This window comes from Sphingobacterium anhuiense (genome assembly GCF_042686355.1).
GTDB classification, from domain to species: Bacteria; Bacteroidota; Bacteroidia; order Sphingobacteriales; family Sphingobacteriaceae; genus Sphingobacterium; species Sphingobacterium anhuiense.
Genome location: NZ_JBHUPE010000004.1, coordinates 25291 through 50036 on the forward strand (window position 1 = coordinate 25291; position 24746 = coordinate 50036).

Consider the following 24746-nt stretch of genomic DNA (forward strand, 5'->3'; position numbering starts at 1 on the left):
GGAAAGGTATAAATAATTAATAAGGATCATGAAACTATCTTGCATTTTTATGCAATTCTCTTGCTGATTTATTCGGTTTTTAATGATTTTGAAAAATAAACTGGAACTGATATAAAGTGAAGTCAATTTTAGTAACATTCGCTATAAAATATAATTGAAATTATTTTACAAGCAATTTAATGTGTTGTTTTATAGGTAGTTATAGTTGTTTTTGAACTAACTCCTTTTATTTAAAATAAATCTAAATAGAATCAAAAAAAGATTGTAAGTTTGCATCCAAAATAAAATTAATCTAATTATTCATACACATATGAAAAAGTCATTTCTCGGCTTAGTTTTAAGCTTAGGATTAGTTGGGGGTGTACAACTTGAGGGGGTTGCACAACATCATGGAATTCATGGGAAACTAAAAAGCAAATCTGGTGCTCCAATCGAAGCGGCTACGGTTACAGTTAAAGAATTGGGGACCTCTACTGCAACAGATCGTAATGGATCGTTTTCATTTTCAACTTTACCTGATGGAACTTATACCATAATTGTTAAAAGTTTAGGTAATGTTATTGACGAAGAGAAGATAAAAGTGGTGAACGGTTCTTCTCAACCTATTAATTTGGTTGGAGAAAGCCGTGATTCGAAATTGGATGTAGTAGATATCCGAGGCTATAATTCTCATAATAATCAAACAGTCAATGTTGGAAAAGCTGGCATTATCGATAAAGACTTACCTCAAAGCGTTCAGATCATTAATGAGCAGGTGATCCGTGATCAACAGGTTAATCGCTTAAGTGATGCCTTGAAAAATGCCAATGGTATCGCTATGGGCGCAAATAGAGGAGGTGTGAATGAGAATTTTTATGCACGTGGATATAGCCTTGGTGCGAATAACATCTTTAAGAACGGTGCCCGTACGAATAATGGTGGATCGATCGAAGCGAGTACATTAGAGTCGGTAGAAATATTGAAAGGTAGTGCAGCATTATTGTATGGTGGTGTAACGGGGGGTGCTGTCGTGAACTTAGTAACTAAGAAACCTAAATTTGAATATGGAGGTGAAGCTTCATTCCGTGTGGGAAGTTATGATTTTTACAAACCAACGGTTGATGTGTACGGCCCTGTTTCAGATAAGGTTGCTTTCCGTGTAATCAGTACTTATGAAAAATCTGGAAGTTTTAGAGATCATGTAGACTCAAAAAGATTGTATGTAAATCCTTCCGTTTTATACAAGATCAATGATCGTACGGATATCAACTTTATGTTCGATTACCTAAAAAGTGATTACACACCAGATTTTGGTATTGGATCGGTAGACGGTAAATTGAATAAGAATGTTGGGCGTAACACATTTGTGAATACTTTATGGGCTTATAATAAAACCAATACGACAAATGGACAAATTAACTTAAATCATCAGTTTAATGATAACTGGAAGTTAAATGCCATTGCGAGTTACCAAAGTTATGGGCGTGATTACTATGGATCGGATAGGGTTCAAGCAAATGCACAAGGTATTGCTCCACGTAGCTTAACACGTTCAAAATCGGATGAACTTACTTTCAATCAGCAGTTGAATTTAACCGGAACGGTAAAAACAGGTGCTATCAAGCATAAGATCTTAATCGGAGCTGATGCTGATCAGTCTAATACAAAAGCATATGCCTATAGTATCGATAATGCATTGAATATACGTACGGTTACCTATGATAAAAATGGATTGCCTATTATAACACCGGGTACTGTATACGATAATATCAATATTTTTGATATTGGAGCTACGGAATACACGTTTATTCCTGGTCATTTCCAAAATAATTTAGCAGATCCTAAAGTTCCAGTTCCTGCAGTAATGAAAACAGGGGTAAGAACAGATATGCCTGGTGCAGAGTATTTGACGAGAACAACGACTAATATTTACCGTTATGGTGTATTTTTTCAAGATTTAATTGAAGTTTCGGAAAAATTCAAAGTTTTAGCGGGCTTACGTTATACTTACCAAAGAACACCATATGCAGATAAATACACCTATGCAACTGGTGAAACAGAGGAAGTAAAAAACTTAGATGCAAACAAAAATGAACTGGGTGCTAAAGTTGATCAGGCATGGTCGCCAAAATTTGGTTTGATTTATCAACCGATTAAGAGTTCTAGTATTTATGTAACTTATGCGAATAACTTTACATCAAACGCTGGTTATGATGTTGATTATAAGCCAATGGGGCCTTCAACGATTGATCAGTACGAAGCAGGTGTTAAAAATGATTTCTTCAATGGTCGTTTAACCCTGAATGCATCGGTTTACAGAATCAATAACAATCGCTTTGCACAGCAATTATTGGTGAAACCTGATGGCACTGATAATGGTGATACAAACATGAAAGAGTTTTCTGGTAAAACATCTTCAGATGGTGTTGAAGTAGATGTAACTGGTTCTATCTTACCAGGACTAGATATCTTGGCCGGATACTCGTACAACTACATGCGCTACACGGAGACAAGTCCGATCACAAAGATCACGACTGTTGTCAACGGTAGCTCTAAAGTTACCGAGGTTTCTGGTAATCAGGAAGATGTACGTCTGGTGGGAACAACAGCACATACAGCCAATGGAACTATTTTCTATACTTTGCAAAATGGTGGTGCTAAAGGTCTGAAATTTGGTGTTTCTGCATTTTACACTGGAAGAAGAAATGCAGGCTGGAATAATACAAAAATCAATGTGAGAGATGGTGTTGACCGTTTAATTACTGTTAGCCCATTCACAACAGTAGATATCTCTGCTGGTTATACATATAAAAAATGGAGCATTTTAGCTAAAATGTCTAATGTTAATAATGCTTTCAATTATTATATCCATGAAAACTACAGTGTGAATCCAATTCCTCCAAGAAGTTTCATGACAACATTGACGTATAAATTTTAAAATGTTTAGTTTGCTTATAGTTTATGTTAAAAGGGCCCCCATGGAGGCCCTTTTTATCTTGAATAGCATGTGATATCGTCTTTTATAGCTTACTGATTTTATCAAGAAGATCAACAAGTCGATTTGAGTATCCAAACTCATTATCATACCAGCCCACAACTTTTACCAGACCTCCTACAATTGAGGTAAGTTCTGAATCAAAGACACAAGAATATGGATTGTTGATGATGTCAACAGATACAATTGGGTCTTCTGTGTAGTAAAGTACATTTTTCAATTCACCTTCTGCCGCTTCTTTAAATTTTGCATTGATCTCCGCTACTGTAGGTTGATGTGTCAACGTACAGGTAAAATCTGTTAAAGAACCGTTTAGTACAGGGACACGAATACCAGCACCGCCTAATTTTCCTTCTAAATGAGTGAAAACATTGGTAATTGCCTTGGCTGCACCAGTTGTCGTTGGAATAATGGAAGATGACGCAGCACGTGCGCGGCGAAGATCACGGTGGGGGGCATCATGCAGATTCTGATCACCTGTCATGGAATGCACCGTGGTGATATAACCGTCTTTGATTCCCCAGTTTTCATCTAAAATTTTGACCAAAGGAGCAACATTATTCGTTGTACAAGAGGCATTGGAAAGAATAGGGACATTTAAGTCAAAATCCTTGTCGTTGATGCCCAATACGATTGTTGGTATATCTTTATCTGAAGAGGGGGCAGAAATGATTACTTTTTTTGCTCCCGCTATCAAATGTAAGTTTGCTTTCTCTTTACTGGTAAAATGACCCGTTGACTCGACAACGACATCAATGTGAAGCGTACTCCATGGCAGATTTTCGGGATTCTTTTCATTCGTGACTAAAATACGCTTGTTATTGATGATGAGGTGATTGTCATCAAAGTCAACCGTTCCAGAAAATGGACCGTGGACAGAGTCATACTTGAACAGATGTGCTAATGTCTTTGTATCAGTTAGATCATTGATCGCAATGACTTCTAGATGTTCAGCATCTCTAATGAAAATATTGCGCAGTGTATTACGGCCAATACGTCCAAACCCATTGATTGCAATATGCATAACTGATTGTTATTTATGAAATTCAGCTATAGCTTCATTTATATTTTTATCACCTTCCCATTGTGCTTTTAATTGACCGTCGGCACCGTAAACATAATTTGCAGGGAATTGCTCAGGAACATGTATTTTTTGAATAAACTCTTGGCCTTTGTCTACTAAAACTTCAACATTCTCCATTTTTGATAATTTTGGAGCGAAGTTGTCAAAGAAGCCTAATATTAAAGCAGGATCATTCATCGAAACATAGTAGATGTTAACATCTTTCAAGCGCTCTCTATTTTTTTCTAAAGCAGTTGCTTCTTGTTGACAGTGGCTACACCCTGGATCGAATAGGATAAAGACAGTGTTTTTATCTTTGGAAACATCTGATTTTGAAACTTTAATACCCGATCTTAATTGGTAGAAAGTGAAGTCGGGAAGTGTTTTTGCCGCTTCTTTTTGCATAGCTGCAGGAGCTTCCGTATGTGCACTATGATCATGCCCACTATGGTCTTGACCATCATGCTCATCATGTGCTTCTGTTTTTGCCGCTTCTTGCGTTTTAGTATTTGAATTGCAAGAGAATAACAAGGACGCTGTGACAACTCCTGTTATGCCTAATATTAATTTTTTATTCATGTTAATGGGTATCAATTATCTATCAAAACTAAAAAAAATATTGAATTTAAACCTTAAAAAAGCTGATTAATGACACTGTAGTGTATAATCATTTGATGTTAAGTTATGATATTATTATCATTGTCATAATTTGTGAAGGAGGTTGATTCTATGATTTCAGGTTTTCCCTTTCCATATTCATTGTTGTATACTTTTAGTAATACACGAACTGATGAGATGATCAATGGTCCAAAAATAAGCCCCAGCATACCAAAAAGATTTAACCCCAGTAATACGCCAAATACCGTAATCAGTGGCGGTACATCGCCAAGTTTACGCAATATCGTAAAACGAAGTACATTGTCAATACCACCAATTAATATAAATCCATATAAAGCCAGACCAATGGCATTTCCTGTCGAGCCAATAGCTAATAGATAAATTGCGGTAGGTACGTAAACAGTCATCGTGCCCAAGACCGGGATAATCGTGGAAACGGCCGTTATTATTCCCAGTAGAATAGGGCTGTCAACCCCAAAAATCCAATAACCAATACCGGCAACAACGCCCTGACATATGCCAAGAATTGGAATACCAATAGCATTTGAACGTACCATCATGCTTATTTCGTTCCAGAGTTCTTTTTTACTTTGTTGCGAAAAAGGAATAGCATGCTGAATCGTAGACTCCATTTCTTTGCTATAATACTGCATAAAATAAAGTACAAATAAAGCGACGATGATATTGACGACAGTTTCCGCGACAGAATTTAAAACATTGGGTATGTATTTGGCTAATTTTTGAAGAGAATTAAGAATTGCGCCATCGGATAAATCTATGTTTTTTAATACAGGCTTATTGTGCATATAGTCTTTTACAGAATCAAATTTAGACAGTAAGTCTTTTTGATTAACAATAAGCTGTTCTAATTGGGGAATTAGGTAGTTAATCAATCCCCATAATGGAAACACGATGAATATCACAGACAGACTGATGAGGAAAATACTTGAAATAGATTTACCCCACTTTTTCTTTTCAGTGAGAATATGGTAAATATTTCTAAATAATATATAAAGTGTTATTGCACCTAAAAAGCCAGGTAGATAGTATGATAAATTCGTAAATATTAATATACAGATCAAAAGTATGATCGTAATCAACATGATTTGGTTAATGGAGTTATTGTTTATTTGTTTGTATTTCATGGCTGGGTCCTCAGAATAAATAAATACTAAGCAATTTTTAGCTAAACTAAGATAAATTTGTTTTATTTAATTGTATCATAATATAAAACAAATTTATCGATATCTGCGCTACCTTCAAGAATTATTTTATACTTGAAATTGATTAAGTAGGACTAAGAAAATTCCGGAATGAAATAAAAAAATGTAGGACTAAAGTACAGCAAGCGCTATTGAAATCAAATTTCATAAAGCTCAATGGGTAATCCATCAGGATCTTCAAAAAATGTAAATTTTTTATTTGTAAGTTCATCAACCCGGATGGGCTCTACTGAAATATCAGACTGCTGTAATAGTTGGACTTCTTTGGAGATGTCCTGTACCCCAAATGCAAGATGTCTCAGCCCTACGGCCTCAGGTCTTGAAGGTCGTTTTGGAGGATTTGGAAATGAAAATAGCTCAATGATATAATTGCCATTTAAGGCTAAGTCTAACTTGTACGAGTTTCTGTTTTCACGATACACTTCCTGTTTAATGGTAAATCCTAGTAACTCGGTGTAGAACTTTTTGGATTTTTCATAATCGCTACAAATAATAGCAATATGATGTACTTGTTGTAAATTTAATTTCATACCAGATTATTTAGCACGGGCGTACTGATTTGTCCATTCGATATGATCACCTAAAGTTTCTGCAAAATAGAGTGGAAGATGTGGGTTTTTTAGAAAAGCACGCGCTATCATGATGATGTCTGCTTTTTTATCCTGTAAGATTTCTTCAGCGTGCGACGCTTCTTTGATAAGCCCAACAGTTGCTGTGATAAGATCTGTTTCTTTCTTTATTGTTGCAGCAAAAGGCAGTTGGTAATCTTTTGTAGGACTAATTTGTTGATGTGCAACTGCTCCACCAGTAGAAACATCAATTACTTCTACACCTAATTGTTTCAATTCTTGGGCAAGAGTAATAGACTGTTCCAGATCCCAGCCATCAATAGCCCAGTCTGTCGCAGAAATACGGACCCATAACGATTGTGCTGTAAGTTCATGCTGAACGGCCTCAATGATTTCTTTTAAAAATCGCATTCTGTTGTCTAGAGAGCCACCATATTGATCAGTTCTATCATTCGATAGGGGAGATAGAAACTGATGGATTAGATATCCGTGAGCGGCATGAATTTCGATAATGTCATAGCCAGCGGTGACAGCTCTTTTCGTAGCTAGCTGAAAATCGGTAATTGTTTTTTTGATATCATCTAAGGTCATGGCACGAGGGGCTATGTCCTTCTCGGGTCTGAATGCCAGAGCAGAAGGTGCAACTGTTTGCCATCCGTTTTCAGCATCCGGTGCAATTTGATAATGATTTTCCCAAGGTTTGCCTGAACTTGCTTTGCGTCCAGCATGTGCTAACTGTATGCCAGGTATTGAATTTTGTTCTTTTATGAATTTCGTTATTTCTTTTAATTTTTCGATTTGTTCATCTTTCCAAATCCCTAGATCTCCGGCACTGATTCTTCCTTCGGGCGAAACAGCTGTTGCTTCCTGAATAATGGCGGCGGCGCCTCCCATTGCAAACTGTCCCAAATGAACAAGGTGCCAGTTATTGGCAAAACCATCTACAGCCGAATATTGGCACATCGGAGAAACGACTAATCTGTTTTTTAAACTTATGTTTTTTAGGCTAAGGCTTGAAAATAGAATGCTCATATAAAATGATTTAAATGAAATAAAAAAGGAGCATGATGCTCCTTTAAATTATATTATGGATTTGTTGACCAAAGCGAAGCAGATTTTAACATCGCTCTTCTTGGTAATTTTAAGTTTGCAATAATCAATTCTGCAAAATCCTCAGGTTGCAATACTGATTCTGGATTTCCATCTGTTAATCCGAGGTCTTTGGACATATCCGAAGCAATTGTGCTTGGCATTAGCGTGCAAACGCGAATATTATGTTTACGGACCTCGCGCATTAACGAATCCGCCATACCGATTACGGCAAATTTTGATGCACTATAAGCAGAAGTCGTTGCGGCTCCATTCAGCCCTGCGGTAGAAGAAACAAAAATAATGTCACCTTCATTTTTTTCAATCAACTGTGGAAGTACTGCTTTTGTTACGTGGTAACTACCCAATACGTTTGTGTTAATAATATTTGTCCAAGTTTCGGCATCCATATCCACTAAAGATCCAAAGGCTGCAATTCCGGCATTGTTGATGATAATGTCAAACTGACCAAATGAAGCATTCAATTTTGCTATTGCTTCCTGCACAGTTGCTAAATCTGAAACATCAAAAACTTCATAAGTAGCTTGTACGCCTATATCCTGCAATTCCTTTAACGTAGTTTTTAGAAGTTCTTCGTTACGACCTGTGATAGCCACATGAACACCTTCTTTCGCTAGTGCGATAGCAGTCGCTTTTCCTAATCCACGAGCACCACCAGTGACGAGTGCTTTTTTCCCAGCTATATTTTCCATGTTTTAAAATTACTGATTCAACTCCAGTTTAATGTCAATCAAATTTAATAATTATAAGTTTTCCTCTAAAATATTTGCGATGATCAGATAGGTATTTTGTTTTACCTGCTTCAAACTATGTTTATCTAACCATTCCGCTTTGGTGATATCCTCTTCAGTTTGAGGTATGAGTTTAGGGATTTTATTAACGCCCATTTCATACCAATTGGTTTGTTTCAGGATAAAATCACCATTTCTCAAATAATAAGTATGATATGATGTCTGTATTTTCTTTCCGAGGTAATCTATTTTTAGGCCACATTCCTCTTCCACTTCCCTTACAGCAGCCTCTTTCATCTTTTCATGACTTTCTACTTTCCCTTTCGGAAGGTCCCATTTGCCTAATCTAAAGATGAATAAATAGTCGCCATCGCCATTTTTCACTAAGCCTCCGGCTGCTTTTATGATTTTATTCTTTTCCTTTAACTTCTGGAAAATCAATTCACAGTCTTTATGAATATATAAAAATGATTTAGGAATGTCATTTTGTTCAGATAATTTAAAAAGTTTTTCAAGTTCAATATCTTGAACATCAATAGTTTGAGGGTTTTTAATGCCCGTGGGAACAAAATCTGCCAAAATTAGCACAGATTGGTTCATATAAATTTTATAAATTTGCGACATGAATAATTTAAATGAGGTTGAACAAAAAGTTGCCGAATCCTTATTGCAAATTAAAGCAATAAAATTGCAACCTAAAAACCCTTTTACTTGGGCATCGGGTTGGAAGTCTCCAATTTATTGTGATAATCGTATTACTTTATCGTATCCAGCAATCCGTACGTACATTCGTCAGAAGCTTTCAAAGTTGATTCAAGAAGAATTTGGATCAGTGGATATGATTTCTGGTGTAGCTACTGCAGGTATTCCACAAGGTGTACTAGTTGCTCAAGATTTGGGCTTACCATTTTCTTATGTGAGAAGCAGTGCTAAAGATCACGGTCGTCAAAATATGATTGAAGGTGAGATTGTTAGCGGTCAACGTGTTGTTGTTGTTGAAGATTTAGTTTCAACGGGTAAAAGTAGTTTAATTGCGGTAAAAGCTTTACGTGAGGCAGGATGTAATGTGGTAGGTCTAGTATCTATTTTCACATATGGTCTGGATGAAGCAACAAAGAATTTTGCTGATGCAAAATGTACTTTACATAGTCTTTGTGATTACAATTCACTCATTCAAGTGGCTGCAGAAAATGGTTTTATTTTTGAAGAAGATGTTGAGTTATTAAAAGATTGGAGAAAAAATCCTTCAACCTGGTCACCAATTGTCTAATTTATAAAAAGTAATTTTTATGACAACTATTCAGAACAATGTAACAATTGAAAAGTCGGTTCAGGAGGTTTATGCTTTTTTGAAAGACTTAAATAATCATGAGCAATTGATGCCTGAGAATATTTATAATTGGTCGTCAACTGCCGATGAGGCACGTTTTACAATTCAGAATATGGCTAAGTTGGCCCTGAAAGTAGACGAAAGGATAGAAGATCAAGAAATAAAACTAGTTCCATCTGAAAAGGCTCCTTTTGATGTTACATTAAAATGGACTTTGTCAACAGTGTCGGCTAACGTAACAGTGGCAACATTTACGATTGAAGCTGACTTGAATATGATGATGAAAATGATCGCTTCAGGACCTCTTCAAAAATTAGCTGATTTTCAAGTGAATAAATTGAAAGAGATTTTAGGATAATCTATCCCTATTTTATCCTATAAATTTTCAGTCTATAAAGAAATGTCTTCCAATTTGGAAGACATTTTCATTTTATATACTATGCAAGTCTTTCGTGTACTTTATTCCAATTCACTACATTCCACCAGTTTTTGATGTAATCAGCTCTCTTATTCTGATAATGTAAATAATAGGCATGTTCCCATACATCTAATGCTAAAACAGGAATACCTCTTTGATCGACTACATCCATTAATGGATTGTCTTGATTAGCGGTTGATGTTATTTTTAGCTTACCTGAATCGTCCAAGATTAACCAGGCCCAGCCTGAACCAAATCTTGTAGTCGCCGCAGCTGCAAACTGCTCTTTAAATTTGTCCATCGATCCAAAAGATGAGATGATCAATTGCATCACCTTTTCAGAAGGACCCGTTTGTTTTCCAGATAGGTTTTCCCAGAAAAAATTATGATTCCAAGCCCCGCCAGCGTTATTGCGTGCTTTAGCAGAATATTTAGAAATATTTGCCAACAATTGCTCTTCAGAAGTTTCGGTAATATTTTCTGCCACTATTGCCTCATTGATAGCTTTAATATATGCAGTATGATGCTTCGTATAATGGATTTCCATTGTTAAGGCATCAATATTGGGTTCAAGGTCGGAATATGTATAAGGAAGTTTGATTTGACTAAAAGAAAGAGGAGCGGCTTGATTATGTGCAGGTTCAGCTTGGGCTAAATTAGTTAAAACACTGCCCGATACTGCGACAGCCAAGGTTGCTTTAGCGGTGTTGTGAAGGAAGTTTCTACGTGTTTGCATTCTTTTATTTATTAAGTTAATGGTAGTAATATAACGCGTTTTTTTTGTTTTATTATTCTTTAACACGGGAAATTTTAGAATAGAACGAGAATGTTACTAAACCATGACTTTTGCTATTTTTTTTAAGATGTTGTTGTAGCTGTAATTTTCTTTTAAAATTAATAAAATTAAAATAAGTATAAAAAGTGGCGGAGTATTAACTCTTAATGTTGACTTCGTGGCTCAAATTTCTTAGGACACGATTTGAACTTCGAGTCGAAATACCGCGGTATGACACAAGCTCTTATTTTGAAATTATAATTGCTTGCTGATGCTGTAAATGCATGAGGATAGCCACATTTATCTTGCCCCAGTAATAGGTCTGACGGGACATTTGGTTTTGTATATAGCGGTTATGAAAAGGTTGTTATCATACTCTTTGACAACAACCCATTTTAGGATATTATATCTAGCGACTTACTTTTAACTTATCCCAGAGCAAAAACAATAAAAATCCAACAATTGAAGGAATAACCCACCACAGTTCATATGTCGCCAAAGGAATTGATGCTAATATATTTTCAGCTCCTTTTATATGTATATCAAATCCTGCTAAGAGATAAATTGTAGAAACAAGTGTTGTTCCTGCTAAAGCTCCAATGTAGGGTAGTCTAGATTTAATCAAACGACCAAAGATAAGTACATACAGTACCAGGGTAATTACAATTGGATAAATGAATGCTAAAAATGGATAAGCAATTTGAATAATATACTCTACTCCGGTTATGGCAAGTACTGCCGAAAAGAGACAACAAATAATGACAATCCACTCGTAGGTAATTCGATTATTAAACAGCTGACTGAAAAATGTACCTACAGCGCAAGTTAAAGCTATTGCAGTAGTTAGGCACGCTAAAGCAATACTGACTGAAATGGCAAGCACCCCATAACTTCCAAAGATTTTATGCGAAATAAACAGGAGTAATTCTGCCCGTTTTACATCTGGAGATAAGGGATATCCAGATTTTGCTCCTAAAAAAACTAAGCCACCGTAGATCAATAATAAACAAAATGTAGCTAGACATCCTGCACTCGTGACGATTCTATTTTTATCTTTAAGTTTTTCATATCCTTTGGCTTTTGCCGCAGCGATAATAATACTGCTAAAAATGACAGAAGCCAACACATCTAATGTTTGGTATCCTTCTATGAAACCAAGCTTAAAGGCCTGCATGGATTCCATCTGGTGTGCGATATTCGGTGATAAAGGAAACAAAATTCCCATGATGATCATACCGATCAATAAAATCAAAAGTAACGGTGTCAGAAAATTTCCAATTACATTCACGACTTTGGAAGGGCGGATCGAAAGGATAAAAGTAACCGCAAAAAATAGTATTGAACCCCAGATGGGAGATAGGTTTGGAAATGCAGGCAATAAACCTACTTCAAAAGTAGTTGCGGCTGTTCTCGGAATAGCAATTAATGGTCCTATACCCAACATGATGATAATACCCAGGATGGTGGCTATATAAGGATGAGTTCGATTACCTAAATCTTTGAATGATTCACCTGAATTGATGATCGATAAGACGCCTAACAGAGGAAGTAAAATACCTGTAAGTCCAAAACCTACTATTGCCCAGTCCCATTGATCTGCTGCATTTAATCCAATAAATGGAGGAAGCAGTAAGTTTCCAGCTCCAAAAAACATAGCAAATAAGGCGAATCCTAGTGTCGTAATATCTTTGATTTGTTTCATCAATAGTTAATTATGTCCTTTCAAACAGGTCTGAGCTTCTTATCAACACAAGAGTGTTCATAGTCTGCACGTTGTAGATCTTTGAGATGTAAATAGTATTATCGAACGGCAAATATAGTAGGACTTTCCAATTAAACAAGAAATAAGTAGCGCTGTTTTTAAATAGCTTATTTATATTGTTGACTAGGATAGGGAAATAAAATGCAGTGTAAGCAATATGCTTGCAGTAGTTTGAACGTCTGTGTTGTTGCGTAAAATGATCAGATTTAAGATTTTTTTTATTTTTCCTAAATTATGCTGAAATCAATTGATTTCAAAAAAGAGATCGAATACCACGGAGATATCATACATCGTACTAAAAATAAGAAAGCATCTTGATACAAATCAAGATGCTTCATGCTATTATAAAAATTGACTTTTAGGTCTATTTTATGAACTGTTTTATTTTCAATTTAAAGGTCACATCTCTACCTGCAGTAACGAGTTCATTTGCTTTGAAGATGATGACTTCATTTGGATTTTCAGATAAGGATGTTCCTTTATACAATACTACATACCGATCAGCAGTAGGGTATACAGCATGTGTTGGAGCACCTGCGTACACCATCCATGTTGGACCTGTTACTGGTACGTTCATGCTTGTGGCATCTAATCCTAATGATGTTGCTTCTTTAAAATCAAGTTCTTTTAAGTTCGCGATTTTGATATCTTCAATAGCCTTTCCTTTTAAATCAAAATATCCAAATTTATAAGCTGTTGTACTTGGTTTAAGAGTTGTACCGGAAGTTCCTGAGAAATTTACTAGACTTGTTTCGACAGTTTCAGTAATTTTATCATTTAATAAATCATAAAATACTGTTTTCCCAGAAGCAACAGCAACAGTACCTGTTTTTACCTCTTTTTCTTTGAGGATATTGATATCATGCGATTCCGATTTTAATTGGTATCGTGCATTTCCATCTTTAGCTGTTACTTTATCTGCTTGCATAATGATGACTTCAGTTTGTGCACCACTTGTGATGTCTGCTTTTTTGTAGAATACAATATAACGATCTGCAGTCGGGTATACAGCATGATTATTTTTATAGTCATAAATAATCCAAGTTGGACCGTTTGCCGGTTCTCCTGCAGTGGATGCATCTATAGTTAAAAAATTAGTTTCTTTAACATCCAATTGGTTAAAGTCTGCTGTATTGGTCAATTTAATATCTTTGATACTCGTATTTTTCAAGTCAAAATATCCCATTTGATAGCCTTGGTTTCCCAAATCTAAACGAGACCCGTACATGCCTGAAAGTTTAAAAGTATAAGAGCTTTCTGTCGCATCTTCTTGTTTCTTTAAGTCGTAAAATATGGTTTTACCACTTGGTACAGCAACATTAAGTCCTTCAGTTTTGAAAACTTCTTCTTCTATTGGATCTTCAACTTTATCTTTTTTACAAGCTGTAAATTGAAAAGAGGTCAGTGCAATAGCACTAACACACAGGATACTTTTTAATTTGTGTGATGATTTCATGATTACACGGATTTAAAATTACGAGATAACTGCTTTTGAATTAAATGTATTGGTAAATGCTTCAAATGTCGCTAATGCAGCATCGATAGCTTCTTGCTCGTCATTTTCGGCAACTTCTGCATTGATTATTGCAGTAAACTCCGCCCATTTTTCCATTGATTGGTCACCATAACCATTAAAAAAGTTAAATCCCGAATTGATACCTCTATGTTGAAGCATTTTGACAATATGTGGCCCGCCCATGATAGATCCCTCTAGTACATAAAGAGCACCGATAGCTTGGTTTTTTGTGCTGATCGTTGGTAACACAACTTCAGGTAAGTTTTCTAAACGACCACCTAGTTCAATGATATCTTTGGCAACATGTGATGCATTTCTGCGTGTGGCATAGTAAGACGCTAAGCTCGCTGGTAATGCCGCTTCAATGTTTCCTTCCGCAGCATTAAAATAAGCATAGAAATATTTCAATACGTCTGCATAATCTAAGTTATTTTCAATAGCCTTCAATTTAAAAATAACATTTTTTTCTAACTCTTGATGGCCATTTTTTGTGGCTTCTTTGATTTTTAAGTTTAACATGATATTTGCTTATTAATTTTATAAATTACTCGTTTTTAAATTTTTTGTTCCATCTTCTTGTATGAAATATCGGAAAGTAAAGTAGGGGGCAGGCCAGTAAAGGTCAGTAATCGGCGTAAAATTGTGAATACCCTGATATACACTGATCATTTGTAGCTTGACATATTTCCCATTACTTAAACGGATGACATAGGTGCGGTCAGGCATGGCCTGTACCAGATGACGCTGTATATTATAATCATACCAGCCTGACGACTCGGCATCCATAATAATACCGAATGCATTTATTTTTGAGTTTTCAAATTCAATATCTTCAGGAGCTGAATCGACTTGGTCATATGGCTTTTTAATCAGTACAACGCGGTGTCTTGATGGATTTCCGTAAGCGGGATTATTTTCCATCGTTCCATCATTTATAAAAAGTGTTCCATTGTATTGTCCTGTAAAGGCAAGATCCCAATCTGTTTTTGCAAAGTTCGTTACCGAATCGGTATGATTTTTTAACCAAGTCTGGTTTTGATCTGAAAACCGAAATAGGAAAGTATAAAAGTCTCTTGTTTCTTTGGGGTTTCCGCCACCGACACCAGCTCCGACATAAGCATTTACATCACCAGCAAGATCTTTTATGATCGTACTTTTTCCGTCGGCTAAGATGTCTGGCTCAATGTTGGGTTTAAAACATGAAGTAAACACTGTTGCTATGCAACTATAAAAGAGTATTTTTATGGATAATTTCATCTTTTTACTTTATTAATCTGTAGGATAGGCCAAAGGATACACTTCGACCAATTTGGCCTGGAATTAAATAATTAATATAGTTTCCGAGGTTTTCTCCAGTCACCCGGACAGTTAAAGGAAGTTTGTCAAACTTTTTTTCAATAGTTGCATTATAGAGAATATGCTGATTGACAAATGTGTCAAAACGATCAATAAAATGATTGCCATTTGCATCTGAAAATGCATACTTCCCTCTGTAGTTAGCACGTGCATTTATTGTCAGATTCCAAGGAGCTTGATAAATTGCACCTATGTTGAATTGATGTCTTGATCTGTTTTCTAAGCCCCAGTAGTCTTTTGATGTTGGCGTAAATGTCTCTCCGGTCTTTGGATCTCTTAAGGTATTAAATGGCCAATTCCCTTGCTCTATACTGTCAACAACACTCATATCTTTCGCAATCAGGTATTGATAGCCTGCATTGATTGTGATTTTTTCTAACACCCGAGTAGAGAAAGATATGTCAAATCCTTTATTGACTGACTTTGGTAAATTTTGATACGAATAAATCGCCATGTTTTGCATACCTGTAGCAACCTGTATACTATTGATTTGATTTTTAAGCTGATGACGAAATACATTGACTTCTACTGTTGTATTCGTTAACGGCTTCCAGGTCAAACCTGCATTGATTGAGGTGTTGTGCTCGGCTTTTAAGTTACCATCAAGTTGATTGATGATGTAATTGCGACGTTCAGAAATTTGTCCTGCGGCATCCATTTCATCCAGAGTACTGTTTAAAACTTCATTGCCGATAACGTAGTAATTGGCAGCAGGGTTGTAAAACACTTGATAACGGGTCTTGAAGTCAGGAGCTTTAAATCCAGTTCCTATACCTGTTTTCAAAGCAAGCTGAGGCAGTAATTGATAGGTCACACCTAAACTTGGGTTTAATCGCCCTCCGTAATTGTCTGTCTGGTCATAGCGCAATCCTGCAACAACAGTGGTTTTTTCTCCGATTGTTTTATTCGCTTGGGTATATAAAAAGAAGTTCTTCTGATTTTTGTTGTCAAAATTTTCAGCAAGATCCATAGCTTCTATAGCGCCACCTAGTCCCATAGTCACATTTAAGCCTTCTGACTGATAAGCAAATTGTTGTTCCAGACGATGGACCATCTGTGTGAAATTGTCTGAAGCTAAATTGGCATTGTTTTGCTGTGCTGTTACTTTATTATCGGATTGATAATGCGATACGTAATAGGTAGAAAGCGATTTCCAGCGTTCATTCCAACGGCTATCGTAGAACAATGAAGCATTGATGTCAGTCTCTTTTTGTTGATCTAGCGTGCTGAAATCTTGTCCGTAACCACGGTGCATATCGGATTGGCGATAGTTATAACGCCCTGAAGCGCCAATGAAATGCTGATTATCTTTCAATTGATGTCTTACTTTTCCCTGGATGGAAAAAGTTTGGTAGGGTGGGACTGTGGTTCCGCTTGACTGAAATTTTTTGTTTGTATTAAAACCATCCGTACGGTAGTAATTCGTAGATAGTAAAGCTGTTCCTCTATTTTTATTAAAGGAAGTCTCACCTTCTAAAGTTGCATCCAATACGTTGAAGCTTCCATAGTTAATATTTGCATGCATTTGAGGAGTTACTTTCCCTAAACGGGTGATGATATTGATCGCTCCTCCCAGTGCATCACTCCCATAAAGACAAGAAGAAGCCCCTTTGATAATCTCTATACGTTCTATATTTGTTACCGAAATACGTGATAAGTCAAAGTTACCGGAACTTCTGCCGAGCATCGGCTGTCCGTCAATGAGGATCATGACGTATTCACTAGAGAATCCCTGAAGCTGCACACCTACAGAACGGTTACCGCCAGCAGTATTGTTAACAATAGCAATACCTGTCTGTTCTTTTAAGACCTCGTCCAAACGTCTACTCCCCATAAGTTCAATTGCCTTCCTGTCGATAATAGTAACCGGCATAGCGGAGTTCTTAGGATCAATTAATGTTGGACGGTTTTGAATCTCTTGCGTAACCAATGCTTCATCTAAAACTTGATTCGATTTATGAAGCTGGAAGCGATGTAACTGCTTGTCTTTTGCGATCAACTCAATGGAGCCAGTTAAGGTTTCATATCCAATTGCACTTAAAGTATAAGTATATGTTCCGGCATATAATTTTTTGACTATGAAATTTCCCCGATTATCTGTTTTTGTCGTAGATCGGTCTGGTTCGATTAAAATACTAACATCTGCCAACGGTCTTTGTAATTCATCCACAATAAGCCCCTGAAATTGCGCATTCTGTTGTGCAAGCACTGAATTGCTTTTCCCGATCAGAAAAAGAAAACTAAATAGCAGGCATAGATAGTGTGTTGTCTTCAAAGTTATTTGTAATAATTCTAAATAATAATGCAAGTATCTCCATAAAATGCCAAAGTTTATTTATGCATTGTGTATTTTGATTTGTGCAAAGCGTATTAATTTTTGTGCAATATGATATTATTTAAATGACATAATGATCCCTGCTGTTTGGTTAATTTATTGTTAACCAGAGTATTTAAGTTGTTTATATCTATTCTTGTGTATTAGTGTAAGCGTATTGCAAACAGAACTCTTTATTTGTAATTAGTTTAAATAAGCCCATTTTTGTTCTTCATAAATGAACAAATTATATGAAGAAAATATTAAATAATTTTGCGCTTATCATCATTTTATGGTCTAGCTATACAGTAGCTATAGCACAGGGCAACACGCCAAAAAGAATTGTTTCCTTAAGTGGAAGTTTGACGGAAATTGTTGATGCATTAGGGCTAGGTGCTAATCTAGTGGCTGTTGATGTGACAAGCGATTATCCAAGTTATGTGAAAGAGATTCCCAAAGTGAGCAAAAACAGATCAATTACGGCTGAAGGAATTGCTTCATTTCGGCCAGATATTGTACTAGGTTTTGAAGGAGAGGTCAGTGCGGCTGTATTGGCGCAATTTAAGACCTTGAGTATTTCATGTGTTTTGTTTAAACAGGAATTTTCTGAGGCAGGATTAACAGGATTGGTTCGCAAAGTAGGACAAGCTCTAAATGTTACTACAAAGGGAAATCAGGTTGCAGATCAATTATCGAAAGATCTAAAGTCTGCAATTGCGAAAGGGAAGTCGAGTAAAGCAACTAAAATGATGTTTGTATATGCACGTGGGGCAGGAGCAATGAGTGTATCTGGTTCAGGAACTGCTGTTGATGCGGTAATCAAGTTAGCCGGTGCTCAAAATGTGATGAAAGGTTTTACGGGATACAAAACATATAATACAGAAGCCTTAGTTCAAGCCAATCCGGAAGTTATTTTGTTATTTGATTTTGGGATGTCCAGTTTAGGAGGAAAAGAAGCTATTTTGAAGTTACCAGGTGTTAACTTAACTACAGCAGGTAAAAATAAAAGAGTAATTGCTATGGATGCATCCTTGTTAAATGGTTTCAGTATGCGTTTACCACAGGCGATACAGCAGTTGCACGAAAAATTATTTGGAAAATAGTTGCTGTAATGAAAAATACCTTAATTTACACGCTACTCAGCATATTACTTATTATCGTAGTCATATTTTCATTAGGGATGGGATCGATTTCGGTTTCCTTTTGGGATGTTTGCTCTATACTGTTACATAAGATAGGTCTTAAAGCTTCATCAGGTATAGATGAGCTGACTGTGAATGTCTTGGAGCAAATACGATTGCCTAGAATTCTAATGGGAATAGCAGTTGGTGCAGCTTTAGGAATCAGTGGAGCAGCTATCCAAGGTATATTTCGAAATCCATTAGCGGAACCTGGTTTAATGGGAATTTCTTCAGGTGCTTCTTTCTTTGCCGCACTCGTTATCTCTTTCGAAGGCTTGTTACTTCCTATGATTTCTGCAAGCCTTGGTTATTACGTTCTGGCATTTGCAGCGTTTTTAGGAGCAACATTGACAGTGCTTATTGTTTATCGTATATCCATGAACAATGGGAAATCTCATATTGCAACCATGCTTTTAGCGGGTGTTGCTATGAATGCATTTGCAGGAGCCTTAACAGGATTATTAAGTTATTTAGCAACTGAACAACAATTACGTTCCATCACCTTTTGGTCATTGGGCAGTTTAGCGGGAGCATCATGGGAAAATATTAAAGTACTATATCCCTGTGTCTTGATTTCTTTAGTTATTCTACCTCTTTTTGCGAAACAATTGAATGTATTTGCTCTAGGAGAATCTCAAGCTGAAATGATGGGGGTCAATACAAGCCGGTTGAAAATTGTTGTTATTTTGTTTTCAACATTGGCAGTAGGCGCAGCTGTTGCATTTTCCGGAGTTATCAGCTTCGTGGGTTTATTAGTGCCGCATGCTATCCGGTTGATTGGTGGAGTTGATAATCGTTACGTGCTCGTGGCATCAAGTATTGCCGGAGCATTGGTCCTCACACTTGCTGATCTGCTTTCGCGCTTAATTATTCAGCCATTGGAACTTCCTATTGGGGTTATTACAGCATTATTGGGTACTCCAGTTTTCTTATTTATCCTGATCAGAGACAAGAATAAAATCTAGTTTATGCTACAAGTACAATCACTATCATACGAAATCAAAGGGCGTCCCATTTTAAGGGATATTGATATCTCTATTCAAAAAGGCGAATTTTACGCAATTGTAGGGGCAAATGGAGCCGGAAAAACATCTTTGTTACGTATGCTGGCTTCCGATCTGAAACCTGCAAAGGGAGAAATATTGTTTAAGGGCAAACCACTTCGTTCTTACTCATTGAAAGAACTTGCTTATGCGAGAGCTTTCCTACATCAGTCCAATGGTATGGCTATGGCGTTTACAGTCGAGGAGGTCGTTCGTATGGGACGCTATCATTTGAAAGCATCTCAGGAGCAACATAACGTGGCTATAGCAGAGTGTATGCGCATCTGTGAAGTCGAACATCTGGGAGATAGAAAAATACAGCAATTGTCCGGTGGAGAGCAGCAACGTGTTCATTTTGCGAGGGTATTGGCACAGGTGTGGGATCAGAAAGACGTTTTGTTATTATTAGATGAGCCTGTTGCGAGTATGGATATCCAATTTCAACATCAAACACTAGCCATTGCGAAAGCTTTGACTGCTGTTGGATTTAGTGTTGTTGCCATATTACATGAACTGAATCTTGTCGCACAGTATGCGGATCGTGTACTGATGCTCAAATCGGGCAGGAAATGGTGGGAGGGAGCTCCTATTGAAGTGCTCAAGCCTGAAAATATATATGCTATATTTGGTGTACAAACAAAAGTGAGTACTGATATGGCTACGCTGACACCGTCTGTACAAACCTGTACAGTACATTATTCGGCAGCAAAATTTAATTCAAATTATAAACATGAACTGGCGATGGAATTAAAAGAAAAGTACGAAAATTATAAAAAAGATAATCCTAAGGCAAGGATTTACGACTGTGCAAAAGCACTACAGGTAAGTGAAGTACAGCTTCTATTGACACAATTATCAGATGATGTTGTCTTACTTAAGGATGATATGTGGGCTATTCTGCAGGAATTACCGCGCTTAGGGCATGTTATGGCTTTGACACGCAATGATGCATGTGTTCATGAAAGAAAAGGAACATATCCCACACCTTCCAATGAGGGGCATGTGGCACTATTTCATAATGATGACATAGACTTACGCGTTTTTATTCAGAATTGGGCCTATGCATTTGCTGTAAAAGTTAAAGATCTTTTGAGTATCCAGTTCTTTGATGCAGCGGGATTAGCTGTTCATAAAGTTTATTTGACCAAAGACTCTAATCCGATTGCTGTTTATGAAGAACTTGTAAATTCTTATCGTGCTGCAGACCAGACGTATTTTACAATCAATATTCCCGCAGTTTTAAGCGATATCTCCATTCCAGATACGGAGATTGATGTCGATAGTTTTCAGTCAGATTGGCTGAATATGAATGATAGCCACGAATTCTTTGGTATTTTACGTAAATATAGCTTACAGCGGACACAGGCATTACGTTTAGCACCTTCTGGTTTCGCAGAGCAATTGCCATTAGAGCGATTTACAGAAATCTTAAACCAGGCTTCAGAACAGGACGTTCCTGTCATGGTTTTTGTTAGCAATAAAGGTTGTATTCAGATACATTCGGGATTGATCACGAAGCTTGTAACGATGGAGAATTGGTTTAATGTACTAGATCCACAGTTTAATCTACATCTTAATATGGATGCGATTGACCAAATATGGCAGGTTAGAAAACCTTCTACTGATGGTGATGTAAACGCATTGGAAGTTTACGACAAGCAGGGAAATCTAATTGTTCAACTTTTTGGGAAACGAAAACCGGGTATTCCTGAATTAGAATTATGGCGTTCGCTATTGCAAGGCCAAAAGGTATAAAAGTAAATTAACGGCTTATTTCTGAAGGGAGTAAGCCGTAATATTTTTTAAATGCATGTGTAAAGCTAGCCTGATGTTTAAAACCCACGATCGTACTCACCTCATACATGTTTTTGTTTTCATTTAAAATCAGACGTTTTGCCTCCTCCATTCGGATACGTGTGATGTAGTTGTAAATGGTAGTGCCAAAATGTTGTTTAAAGCCATTGCGAAGTTTAAACTCATTCAATAGTACTAATTTTGATAATTGCTTGTGTGTTGGCGGATTGACAAAATTATTGCGAAGTATCCGCTGTGCCTCTTCCAGTTTTTGAACATCTTCGATCTTTAAAAGATCCGTAAGTTTATCACTTATGAAACTGAACTGTTCAAACTGAAGCATGATGAGTTCGAGAATGCGCGCATTGACAAATATCTGCTTCAATTCATTTTTATTTGTCGTGGTACGAATACTATCAATGATCCCCTTCATTTCTGTGGTAACAAAAAGATCTTCTTCGACAATGGAAATCACTTTCTTTTCCTTCATCTTCTCTTTGAATTCCAAATGAAGTGGCGTATGTATGCTGATCATATTCTGATAGAGTTCAGGTGTCATGATGACCATAAAATACAGAAAGTCCTGATTGCTCTGAATCGGATGCTCTTCGTAAAGAGAAGGAATGTAACGTATGTTATGTTTACTGAAAGTAAATCCATGCGCAGATTCTGATTTACTGAGGATAAATTGGCTCACGACAGCTTCGCCTTCTATCTCCGAGATAATATCTACGGGAGCTGAAACACGCATATCTGCACAGAGCACAAATAAACCTCTACTTAAGATCTGATAGGTGCTGATGTTTATCGGGCTTTTATTGATTGCAATATGCTTTTCGGATAAAATGGTATTGATGGAGCTGATCTCAGGAAGTTCTTCCCAAAATAGCCATTCATTATGTTGTTTTATCTTTGCCTTTATAATCATACCTTATTACAAATATACATTATTTGTAATAGATCTAAATTAATTTATTGAAATGAGACCTTTAAATGACGAGCAATTATTCTATTTAAAAAAACAGGTTGATTGAAATGCAAACAGATGTTTATGAATAAGATAATTAGCGTATAGCCAATGAATCTAAGTGTCATATCGGGCAATAAGTTGGTTAATCTACTCTATTTTAATATCTTTTAAATTAAAAAAATGTATATATTTGCGGCCATAGCCGAGAACCATTTTTAGAAATGAACGAACAGTATAAGCCAGGAACCCATCAATTGTTAACACTTCAGGTGAATGATATTAATCTATTAACCGATATGTCGAATTTTTTAGATTTTACAATACATCAAATAAATGATCATGGTCTGAAAATTGTCGGAATCTCATCTCATGAATTTGACAGTAAAGGTTTCACAGTAGCTATATGTTTGATGGAATCACATATCTGTATCCATACATGGCCTGAGTTTTCACAGCTTACACTAGATATTTATCTATGTAATTATCTCAAGGATAATACGAAGAAAGTACTTGAGCTAGGGGAGGTTTTTAAGCATTATTTTGATGCGTCAGTATTGAATGAAACCATTGTTAATCGATAGTTTATGCTTATCATTTGCTCGAAATGTAATTTTAAACATGGTTTTGATGTTGAAGTGGTTGATTATAAGGGTTTCGTATGTTCTAATTGCGGAAGTTATTATAAAGGTGAAGATCATACAAATTGGACTTTTGTCAAAGTCTTTCCGAAGCCTGAATATATTTTATGGACTAGCTTAGGGGAACGGATTGGAGAAAAGAAAAACGATTATGTGGTTATTACCAAAATACAACGGGTTAATCTAGATGGCGAGTATAGTAATGAATATGTAGGTCTCAATTCCAAAAACAACGAAATTTATTGGAGTGATGGACCTGATTATGCAGCTATTCTACATTCAGTTGGACTGCCAGAAATAAAATCAGTAAAGGAAGATCGGCTTAAATTACAGACAAGGACCTATATTTTAAAATATCAGGATACTTTAAAGGTAGTGTACGCGGAAGGGTTTGTCTTTGAAGATCTTGATGCAAGATCTCAAGCTAATACTTATATCAATAGTATCAATGAAGATCGTTTCGTATCGCATGAAATAATTGATAACGTGAACGAGTACTATAGTGGAACATATCAAAATCAAGAAGATTATTTTCAAACCTTTGAATATTATAATGAATACCTAAGCCGGAAGAAAAAAACGAGTACGATCCTCAATATATTGACCATTGGTTTTGTTATCTTAATCGGATTAGGATTCTTTTTAATTAACAGGTCTAATATTCAGGAGTATTACTATCAATTTGATCAAAAATTTACTTCCTCAAAATTGAATAATGAGTACATTGGGGAGTCTTTTAGTGTAAATGGCAGTGAACCACAAAAATTAACTTTTCAAGGAATTTCAGATGTTAATGTTCCAAATGTGCATCTTCGGATCAAGTTGGTTAATGAACTTACCAACCAAATACAGGAAACAGCACTTTTGCAACATCATTATAATGAAGTTAATCATGCTTGCGGTATTTCGGTGAGTTTTTGCAAAGTAGAGCCCGGCACATATCACATGGTATTTGAAACCTACTCAACTAATAAGAATGCTGCTTCAGTATATCTAAATGAAGACTACAAGATTACTTTTGGTGGTGTAGATTACTGGGGCTTAATTATTACTTATGTTTTGCTCGTATTGTTGGTCTTGTGGATAAGAAATTCATTGTTAGGACTTGGAAAAGATAGCCTTATGTTTGTCAATAAAGAAATTAATTATTTAACGGTATTGAATTATAAAGGCTTTGGATCCTGGTTCGTGATCTTGTTTGGATTATCTTTAGGCTTACAGTACTATAATAAATATATCAAAACTTGTACAACATCTTATCAAGTAAATACAGTGGAAGATAATACATATACCGGATCTCGGTATCATTATTATCGACCAACATATTCGGATTATGGTTCTAGTCACAAATAAAAATATAT

At 36.2% G+C, this 24746-nt stretch carries 22 protein-coding genes; 8 read left to right on the forward strand and 14 right to left on the reverse strand.

All coding sequences use genetic code 11. The features are described from left to right. Nucleotides 1–310: 310 nt before the first annotated feature. On the forward strand, nt 311–2917 hold the full coding sequence (locus ACFS6I_RS05760) for a TonB-dependent receptor domain-containing protein (RefSeq protein ID WP_380918750.1): 2607 nt from the start codon (nt 311–313) through the stop codon (nt 2915–2917). An 82-nt stretch (nt 2918–2999) separates the two neighbouring features. Here the strand turns inward: ACFS6I_RS05760 and gap are convergent, their stop codons facing one another. The 7 genes from gap to ACFS6I_RS05795 form a co-directional block, all read right to left on the reverse strand. After that, nucleotides 3000–3998: a type I glyceraldehyde-3-phosphate dehydrogenase gene (gap, locus tag ACFS6I_RS05765; RefSeq protein WP_380918752.1), complete on the reverse strand. Its 999-nt coding sequence runs from the start codon at nt 3996–3998 to the stop codon at nt 3000–3002. Between the two features lie 9 nt (nt 3999–4007). Beyond that, nucleotides 4008–4616 (reverse strand): TlpA family protein disulfide reductase, encoded by a 609-nt coding sequence (locus ACFS6I_RS05770; protein WP_380918754.1) that lies wholly within the window; start codon nt 4614–4616, stop codon nt 4008–4010. 98 nt (nt 4617–4714) lie between these two features. Further along, complete coding sequence (locus ACFS6I_RS05775; protein WP_380918756.1) at nt 4715–5800, reverse strand: AI-2E family transporter; 1086 nt, start codon at nt 5798–5800, stop codon at nt 4715–4717. 215 nt (nt 5801–6015) lie between these two features. After that, nucleotides 6016–6408, reverse strand: a complete 393-nt coding sequence (gene gloA2, locus ACFS6I_RS05780) for an SMU1112c/YaeR family gloxylase I-like metalloprotein (RefSeq protein WP_380918758.1) — start codon at nt 6406–6408, stop codon at nt 6016–6018. A gap of 6 nt (nt 6409–6414) precedes the next feature. After that, a complete protein-coding gene (locus ACFS6I_RS05785) occupies nt 6415–7479 on the reverse strand; it encodes an NADH:flavin oxidoreductase/NADH oxidase (protein WP_380918760.1) in 1065 nt (354 codons plus the stop codon). 53 nt (nt 7480–7532) lie between these two features. Beyond that, nucleotides 7533–8249, reverse strand: coding sequence for a 3-ketoacyl-ACP reductase (locus ACFS6I_RS05790; protein WP_380918762.1), 717 nt, complete (start codon nt 8247–8249; stop codon nt 7533–7535). Nucleotides 8250–8300: 51 nt separating this feature from the next. After that, nucleotides 8301–8888 carry an NUDIX domain-containing protein gene (locus tag ACFS6I_RS05795; protein ID WP_380918764.1) on the reverse strand — a complete coding sequence of 196 codons (588 nt, stop codon included), beginning with the start codon at nt 8886–8888 and terminating at the stop codon, nt 8301–8303. A 22-nt stretch (nt 8889–8910) separates the two neighbouring features. Here ACFS6I_RS05795 and pyrE point away from each other — a divergent pair, with 22 nt between their 5' ends. Beyond that, a complete protein-coding gene (gene pyrE, locus ACFS6I_RS05800) occupies nt 8911–9558 on the forward strand; it encodes an orotate phosphoribosyltransferase (RefSeq protein ID WP_021190349.1) in 648 nt (215 codons plus the stop codon). 19 nt (nt 9559–9577) lie between these two features. After that, nucleotides 9578–9976: an SRPBCC family protein gene (locus tag ACFS6I_RS05805; RefSeq protein ID WP_132773065.1), complete on the forward strand. Its 399-nt coding sequence runs from the start codon at nt 9578–9580 to the stop codon at nt 9974–9976. Between the two features lie 79 nt (nt 9977–10055). On the opposite strand, the gene ACFS6I_RS05810 is transcribed toward ACFS6I_RS05805, so the two are convergent. The 6 genes from ACFS6I_RS05810 to ACFS6I_RS05835 all read right to left on the reverse strand — a co-directional run bounded on the left by ACFS6I_RS05810 (nt 10056) and on the right by ACFS6I_RS05835 (nt 17720). After that, complete coding sequence (locus ACFS6I_RS05810) at nt 10056–10772, reverse strand: superoxide dismutase (protein ID WP_380918766.1); 717 nt, start codon at nt 10770–10772, stop codon at nt 10056–10058. Nucleotides 10773–11220: 448 nt separating this feature from the next. Next, a complete protein-coding gene (brnQ, locus tag ACFS6I_RS05815) occupies nt 11221–12513 on the reverse strand; it encodes a branched-chain amino acid transport system II carrier protein (protein WP_380918768.1) in 1293 nt (430 codons plus the stop codon). Between the two features lie 424 nt (nt 12514–12937). After that, the gene (locus tag ACFS6I_RS05820) at nt 12938–14029 is read right to left on the reverse strand and encodes a hypothetical protein (protein ID WP_380918770.1); all 1092 of its coding nucleotides are present in this window, start codon (nt 14027–14029) and stop codon (nt 12938–12940) included. A gap of 18 nt (nt 14030–14047) precedes the next feature. After that, entirely contained in the window at nt 14048–14608 is a 561-nt protein-coding gene (locus ACFS6I_RS05825; protein WP_380918772.1) for a biliverdin-producing heme oxygenase, read from the reverse strand. Between the two features lie 18 nt (nt 14609–14626). Continuing rightward, nucleotides 14627–15346 carry an HmuY family protein gene (locus ACFS6I_RS05830; protein ID WP_208698614.1) on the reverse strand — a complete coding sequence of 240 codons (720 nt, stop codon included), beginning with the start codon at nt 15344–15346 and terminating at the stop codon, nt 14627–14629. 4 nt (nt 15347–15350) lie between these two features. Then, nucleotides 15351–17720 carry a TonB-dependent receptor gene (locus tag ACFS6I_RS05835; RefSeq protein ID WP_380918774.1) on the reverse strand — a complete coding sequence of 790 codons (2370 nt, stop codon included), beginning with the start codon at nt 17718–17720 and terminating at the stop codon, nt 15351–15353. 290 nt (nt 17721–18010) lie between these two features. Here ACFS6I_RS05835 and ACFS6I_RS05840 point away from each other — a divergent pair, with 290 nt between their 5' ends. Genes ACFS6I_RS05840 through ACFS6I_RS05850 form a run of 3 tightly spaced genes read left to right on the forward strand, consistent with a single transcriptional unit; the run spans nt 18011 to nt 21738 of the window. Next, nucleotides 18011–18862 carry a heme/hemin ABC transporter substrate-binding protein gene (locus ACFS6I_RS05840; protein WP_380918776.1) on the forward strand — a complete coding sequence of 284 codons (852 nt, stop codon included), beginning with the start codon at nt 18011–18013 and terminating at the stop codon, nt 18860–18862. Nucleotides 18863–18870: 8 nt separating this feature from the next. Further along, the gene (locus ACFS6I_RS05845; protein WP_132842274.1) at nt 18871–19905 is read left to right on the forward strand and encodes a FecCD family ABC transporter permease; all 1035 of its coding nucleotides are present in this window, start codon (nt 18871–18873) and stop codon (nt 19903–19905) included. 3 nt (nt 19906–19908) lie between these two features. Continuing rightward, entirely contained in the window at nt 19909–21738 is a 1830-nt protein-coding gene (locus tag ACFS6I_RS05850) for a heme ABC transporter ATP-binding protein (RefSeq protein WP_380918778.1), read from the forward strand. Between the two features lie 7 nt (nt 21739–21745). Here ACFS6I_RS05850 and ACFS6I_RS05855 read toward each other — a convergent pair whose 3' ends face one another. After that, nucleotides 21746–22705, reverse strand: a complete 960-nt coding sequence (locus ACFS6I_RS05855; protein WP_021189896.1) for a helix-turn-helix transcriptional regulator — start codon at nt 22703–22705, stop codon at nt 21746–21748. A 263-nt stretch (nt 22706–22968) separates the two neighbouring features. On the opposite strand from ACFS6I_RS05855, the gene ACFS6I_RS05860 reads away from it, so the two are divergent. Together ACFS6I_RS05860 and ACFS6I_RS05865 are read left to right on the forward strand one after the other, a co-directional pair. Then, nucleotides 22969–23328, forward strand: a complete 360-nt coding sequence (locus tag ACFS6I_RS05860; protein ID WP_132773049.1) for an S-adenosylmethionine decarboxylase family protein — start codon at nt 22969–22971, stop codon at nt 23326–23328. A 3-nt stretch (nt 23329–23331) separates the two neighbouring features. Then, entirely contained in the window at nt 23332–24738 is a 1407-nt protein-coding gene (locus ACFS6I_RS05865) for a hypothetical protein (protein WP_380918781.1), read from the forward strand. Nucleotides 24739–24746 lie beyond the last annotated feature (8 nt).

Bases quoted from the DNA above. Each gene is read 5' to 3' on its own strand.
- ACFS6I_RS05850 (WP_380918778.1), top strand. From the start codon at position 19,909: ATGCTACAAGTACAATCACTATCATACGAAATCAAAGGGCGTCCCATT.
- ACFS6I_RS05860 (WP_132773049.1), top strand. From the start codon at position 22,969: ATGAACGAACAGTATAAGCCAGGAACCCATCAATTGTTAACACTTCAG.
- ACFS6I_RS05865 (WP_380918781.1), top strand. From the start codon at position 23,332: ATGCTTATCATTTGCTCGAAATGTAATTTTAAACATGGTTTTGATGTT.
- ACFS6I_RS05785 (WP_380918760.1), bottom strand. From the start codon at position 7,479: ATGAGCATTCTATTTTCAAGCCTTAGCCTAAAAAACATAAGTTTAAAA.
- ACFS6I_RS05805 (WP_132773065.1), top strand. From the start codon at position 9,578: ATGACAACTATTCAGAACAATGTAACAATTGAAAAGTCGGTTCAGGAG.
- pyrE (WP_021190349.1), top strand. From the start codon at position 8,911: ATGAATAATTTAAATGAGGTTGAACAAAAAGTTGCCGAATCCTTATTG.
- ACFS6I_RS05820 (WP_380918770.1), bottom strand. From the start codon at position 14,029: ATGAAATCATCACACAAATTAAAAAGTATCCTGTGTGTTAGTGCTATT.
- ACFS6I_RS05810 (WP_380918766.1), bottom strand. From the start codon at position 10,772: ATGCAAACACGTAGAAACTTCCTTCACAACACCGCTAAAGCAACCTTG.
- ACFS6I_RS05830 (WP_208698614.1), bottom strand. From the start codon at position 15,346: ATGAAATTATCCATAAAAATACTCTTTTATAGTTGCATAGCAACAGTG.
- ACFS6I_RS05825 (WP_380918772.1), bottom strand. From the start codon at position 14,608: ATGTTAAACTTAAAAATCAAAGAAGCCACAAAAAATGGCCATCAAGAG.
- ACFS6I_RS05770 (WP_380918754.1), bottom strand. From the start codon at position 4,616: ATGAATAAAAAATTAATATTAGGCATAACAGGAGTTGTCACAGCGTCC.
- ACFS6I_RS05840 (WP_380918776.1), top strand. From the start codon at position 18,011: ATGAAGAAAATATTAAATAATTTTGCGCTTATCATCATTTTATGGTCT.
- ACFS6I_RS05845 (WP_132842274.1), top strand. From the start codon at position 18,871: ATGAAAAATACCTTAATTTACACGCTACTCAGCATATTACTTATTATC.
- gap (WP_380918752.1), bottom strand. From the start codon at position 3,998: ATGCATATTGCAATCAATGGGTTTGGACGTATTGGCCGTAATACACTG.
- ACFS6I_RS05775 (WP_380918756.1), bottom strand. From the start codon at position 5,800: ATGAAATACAAACAAATAAACAATAACTCCATTAACCAAATCATGTTG.
- ACFS6I_RS05760 (WP_380918750.1), top strand. From the start codon at position 311: ATGAAAAAGTCATTTCTCGGCTTAGTTTTAAGCTTAGGATTAGTTGGG.
- ACFS6I_RS05855 (WP_021189896.1), bottom strand. From the start codon at position 22,705: ATGATTATAAAGGCAAAGATAAAACAACATAATGAATGGCTATTTTGG.
- brnQ (WP_380918768.1), bottom strand. From the start codon at position 12,513: ATGAAACAAATCAAAGATATTACGACACTAGGATTCGCCTTATTTGCT.
- ACFS6I_RS05790 (WP_380918762.1), bottom strand. From the start codon at position 8,249: ATGGAAAATATAGCTGGGAAAAAAGCACTCGTCACTGGTGGTGCTCGT.
- ACFS6I_RS05795 (WP_380918764.1), bottom strand. From the start codon at position 8,888: ATGAACCAATCTGTGCTAATTTTGGCAGATTTTGTTCCCACGGGCATT.
- gloA2 (WP_380918758.1), bottom strand. From the start codon at position 6,408: ATGAAATTAAATTTACAACAAGTACATCATATTGCTATTATTTGTAGC.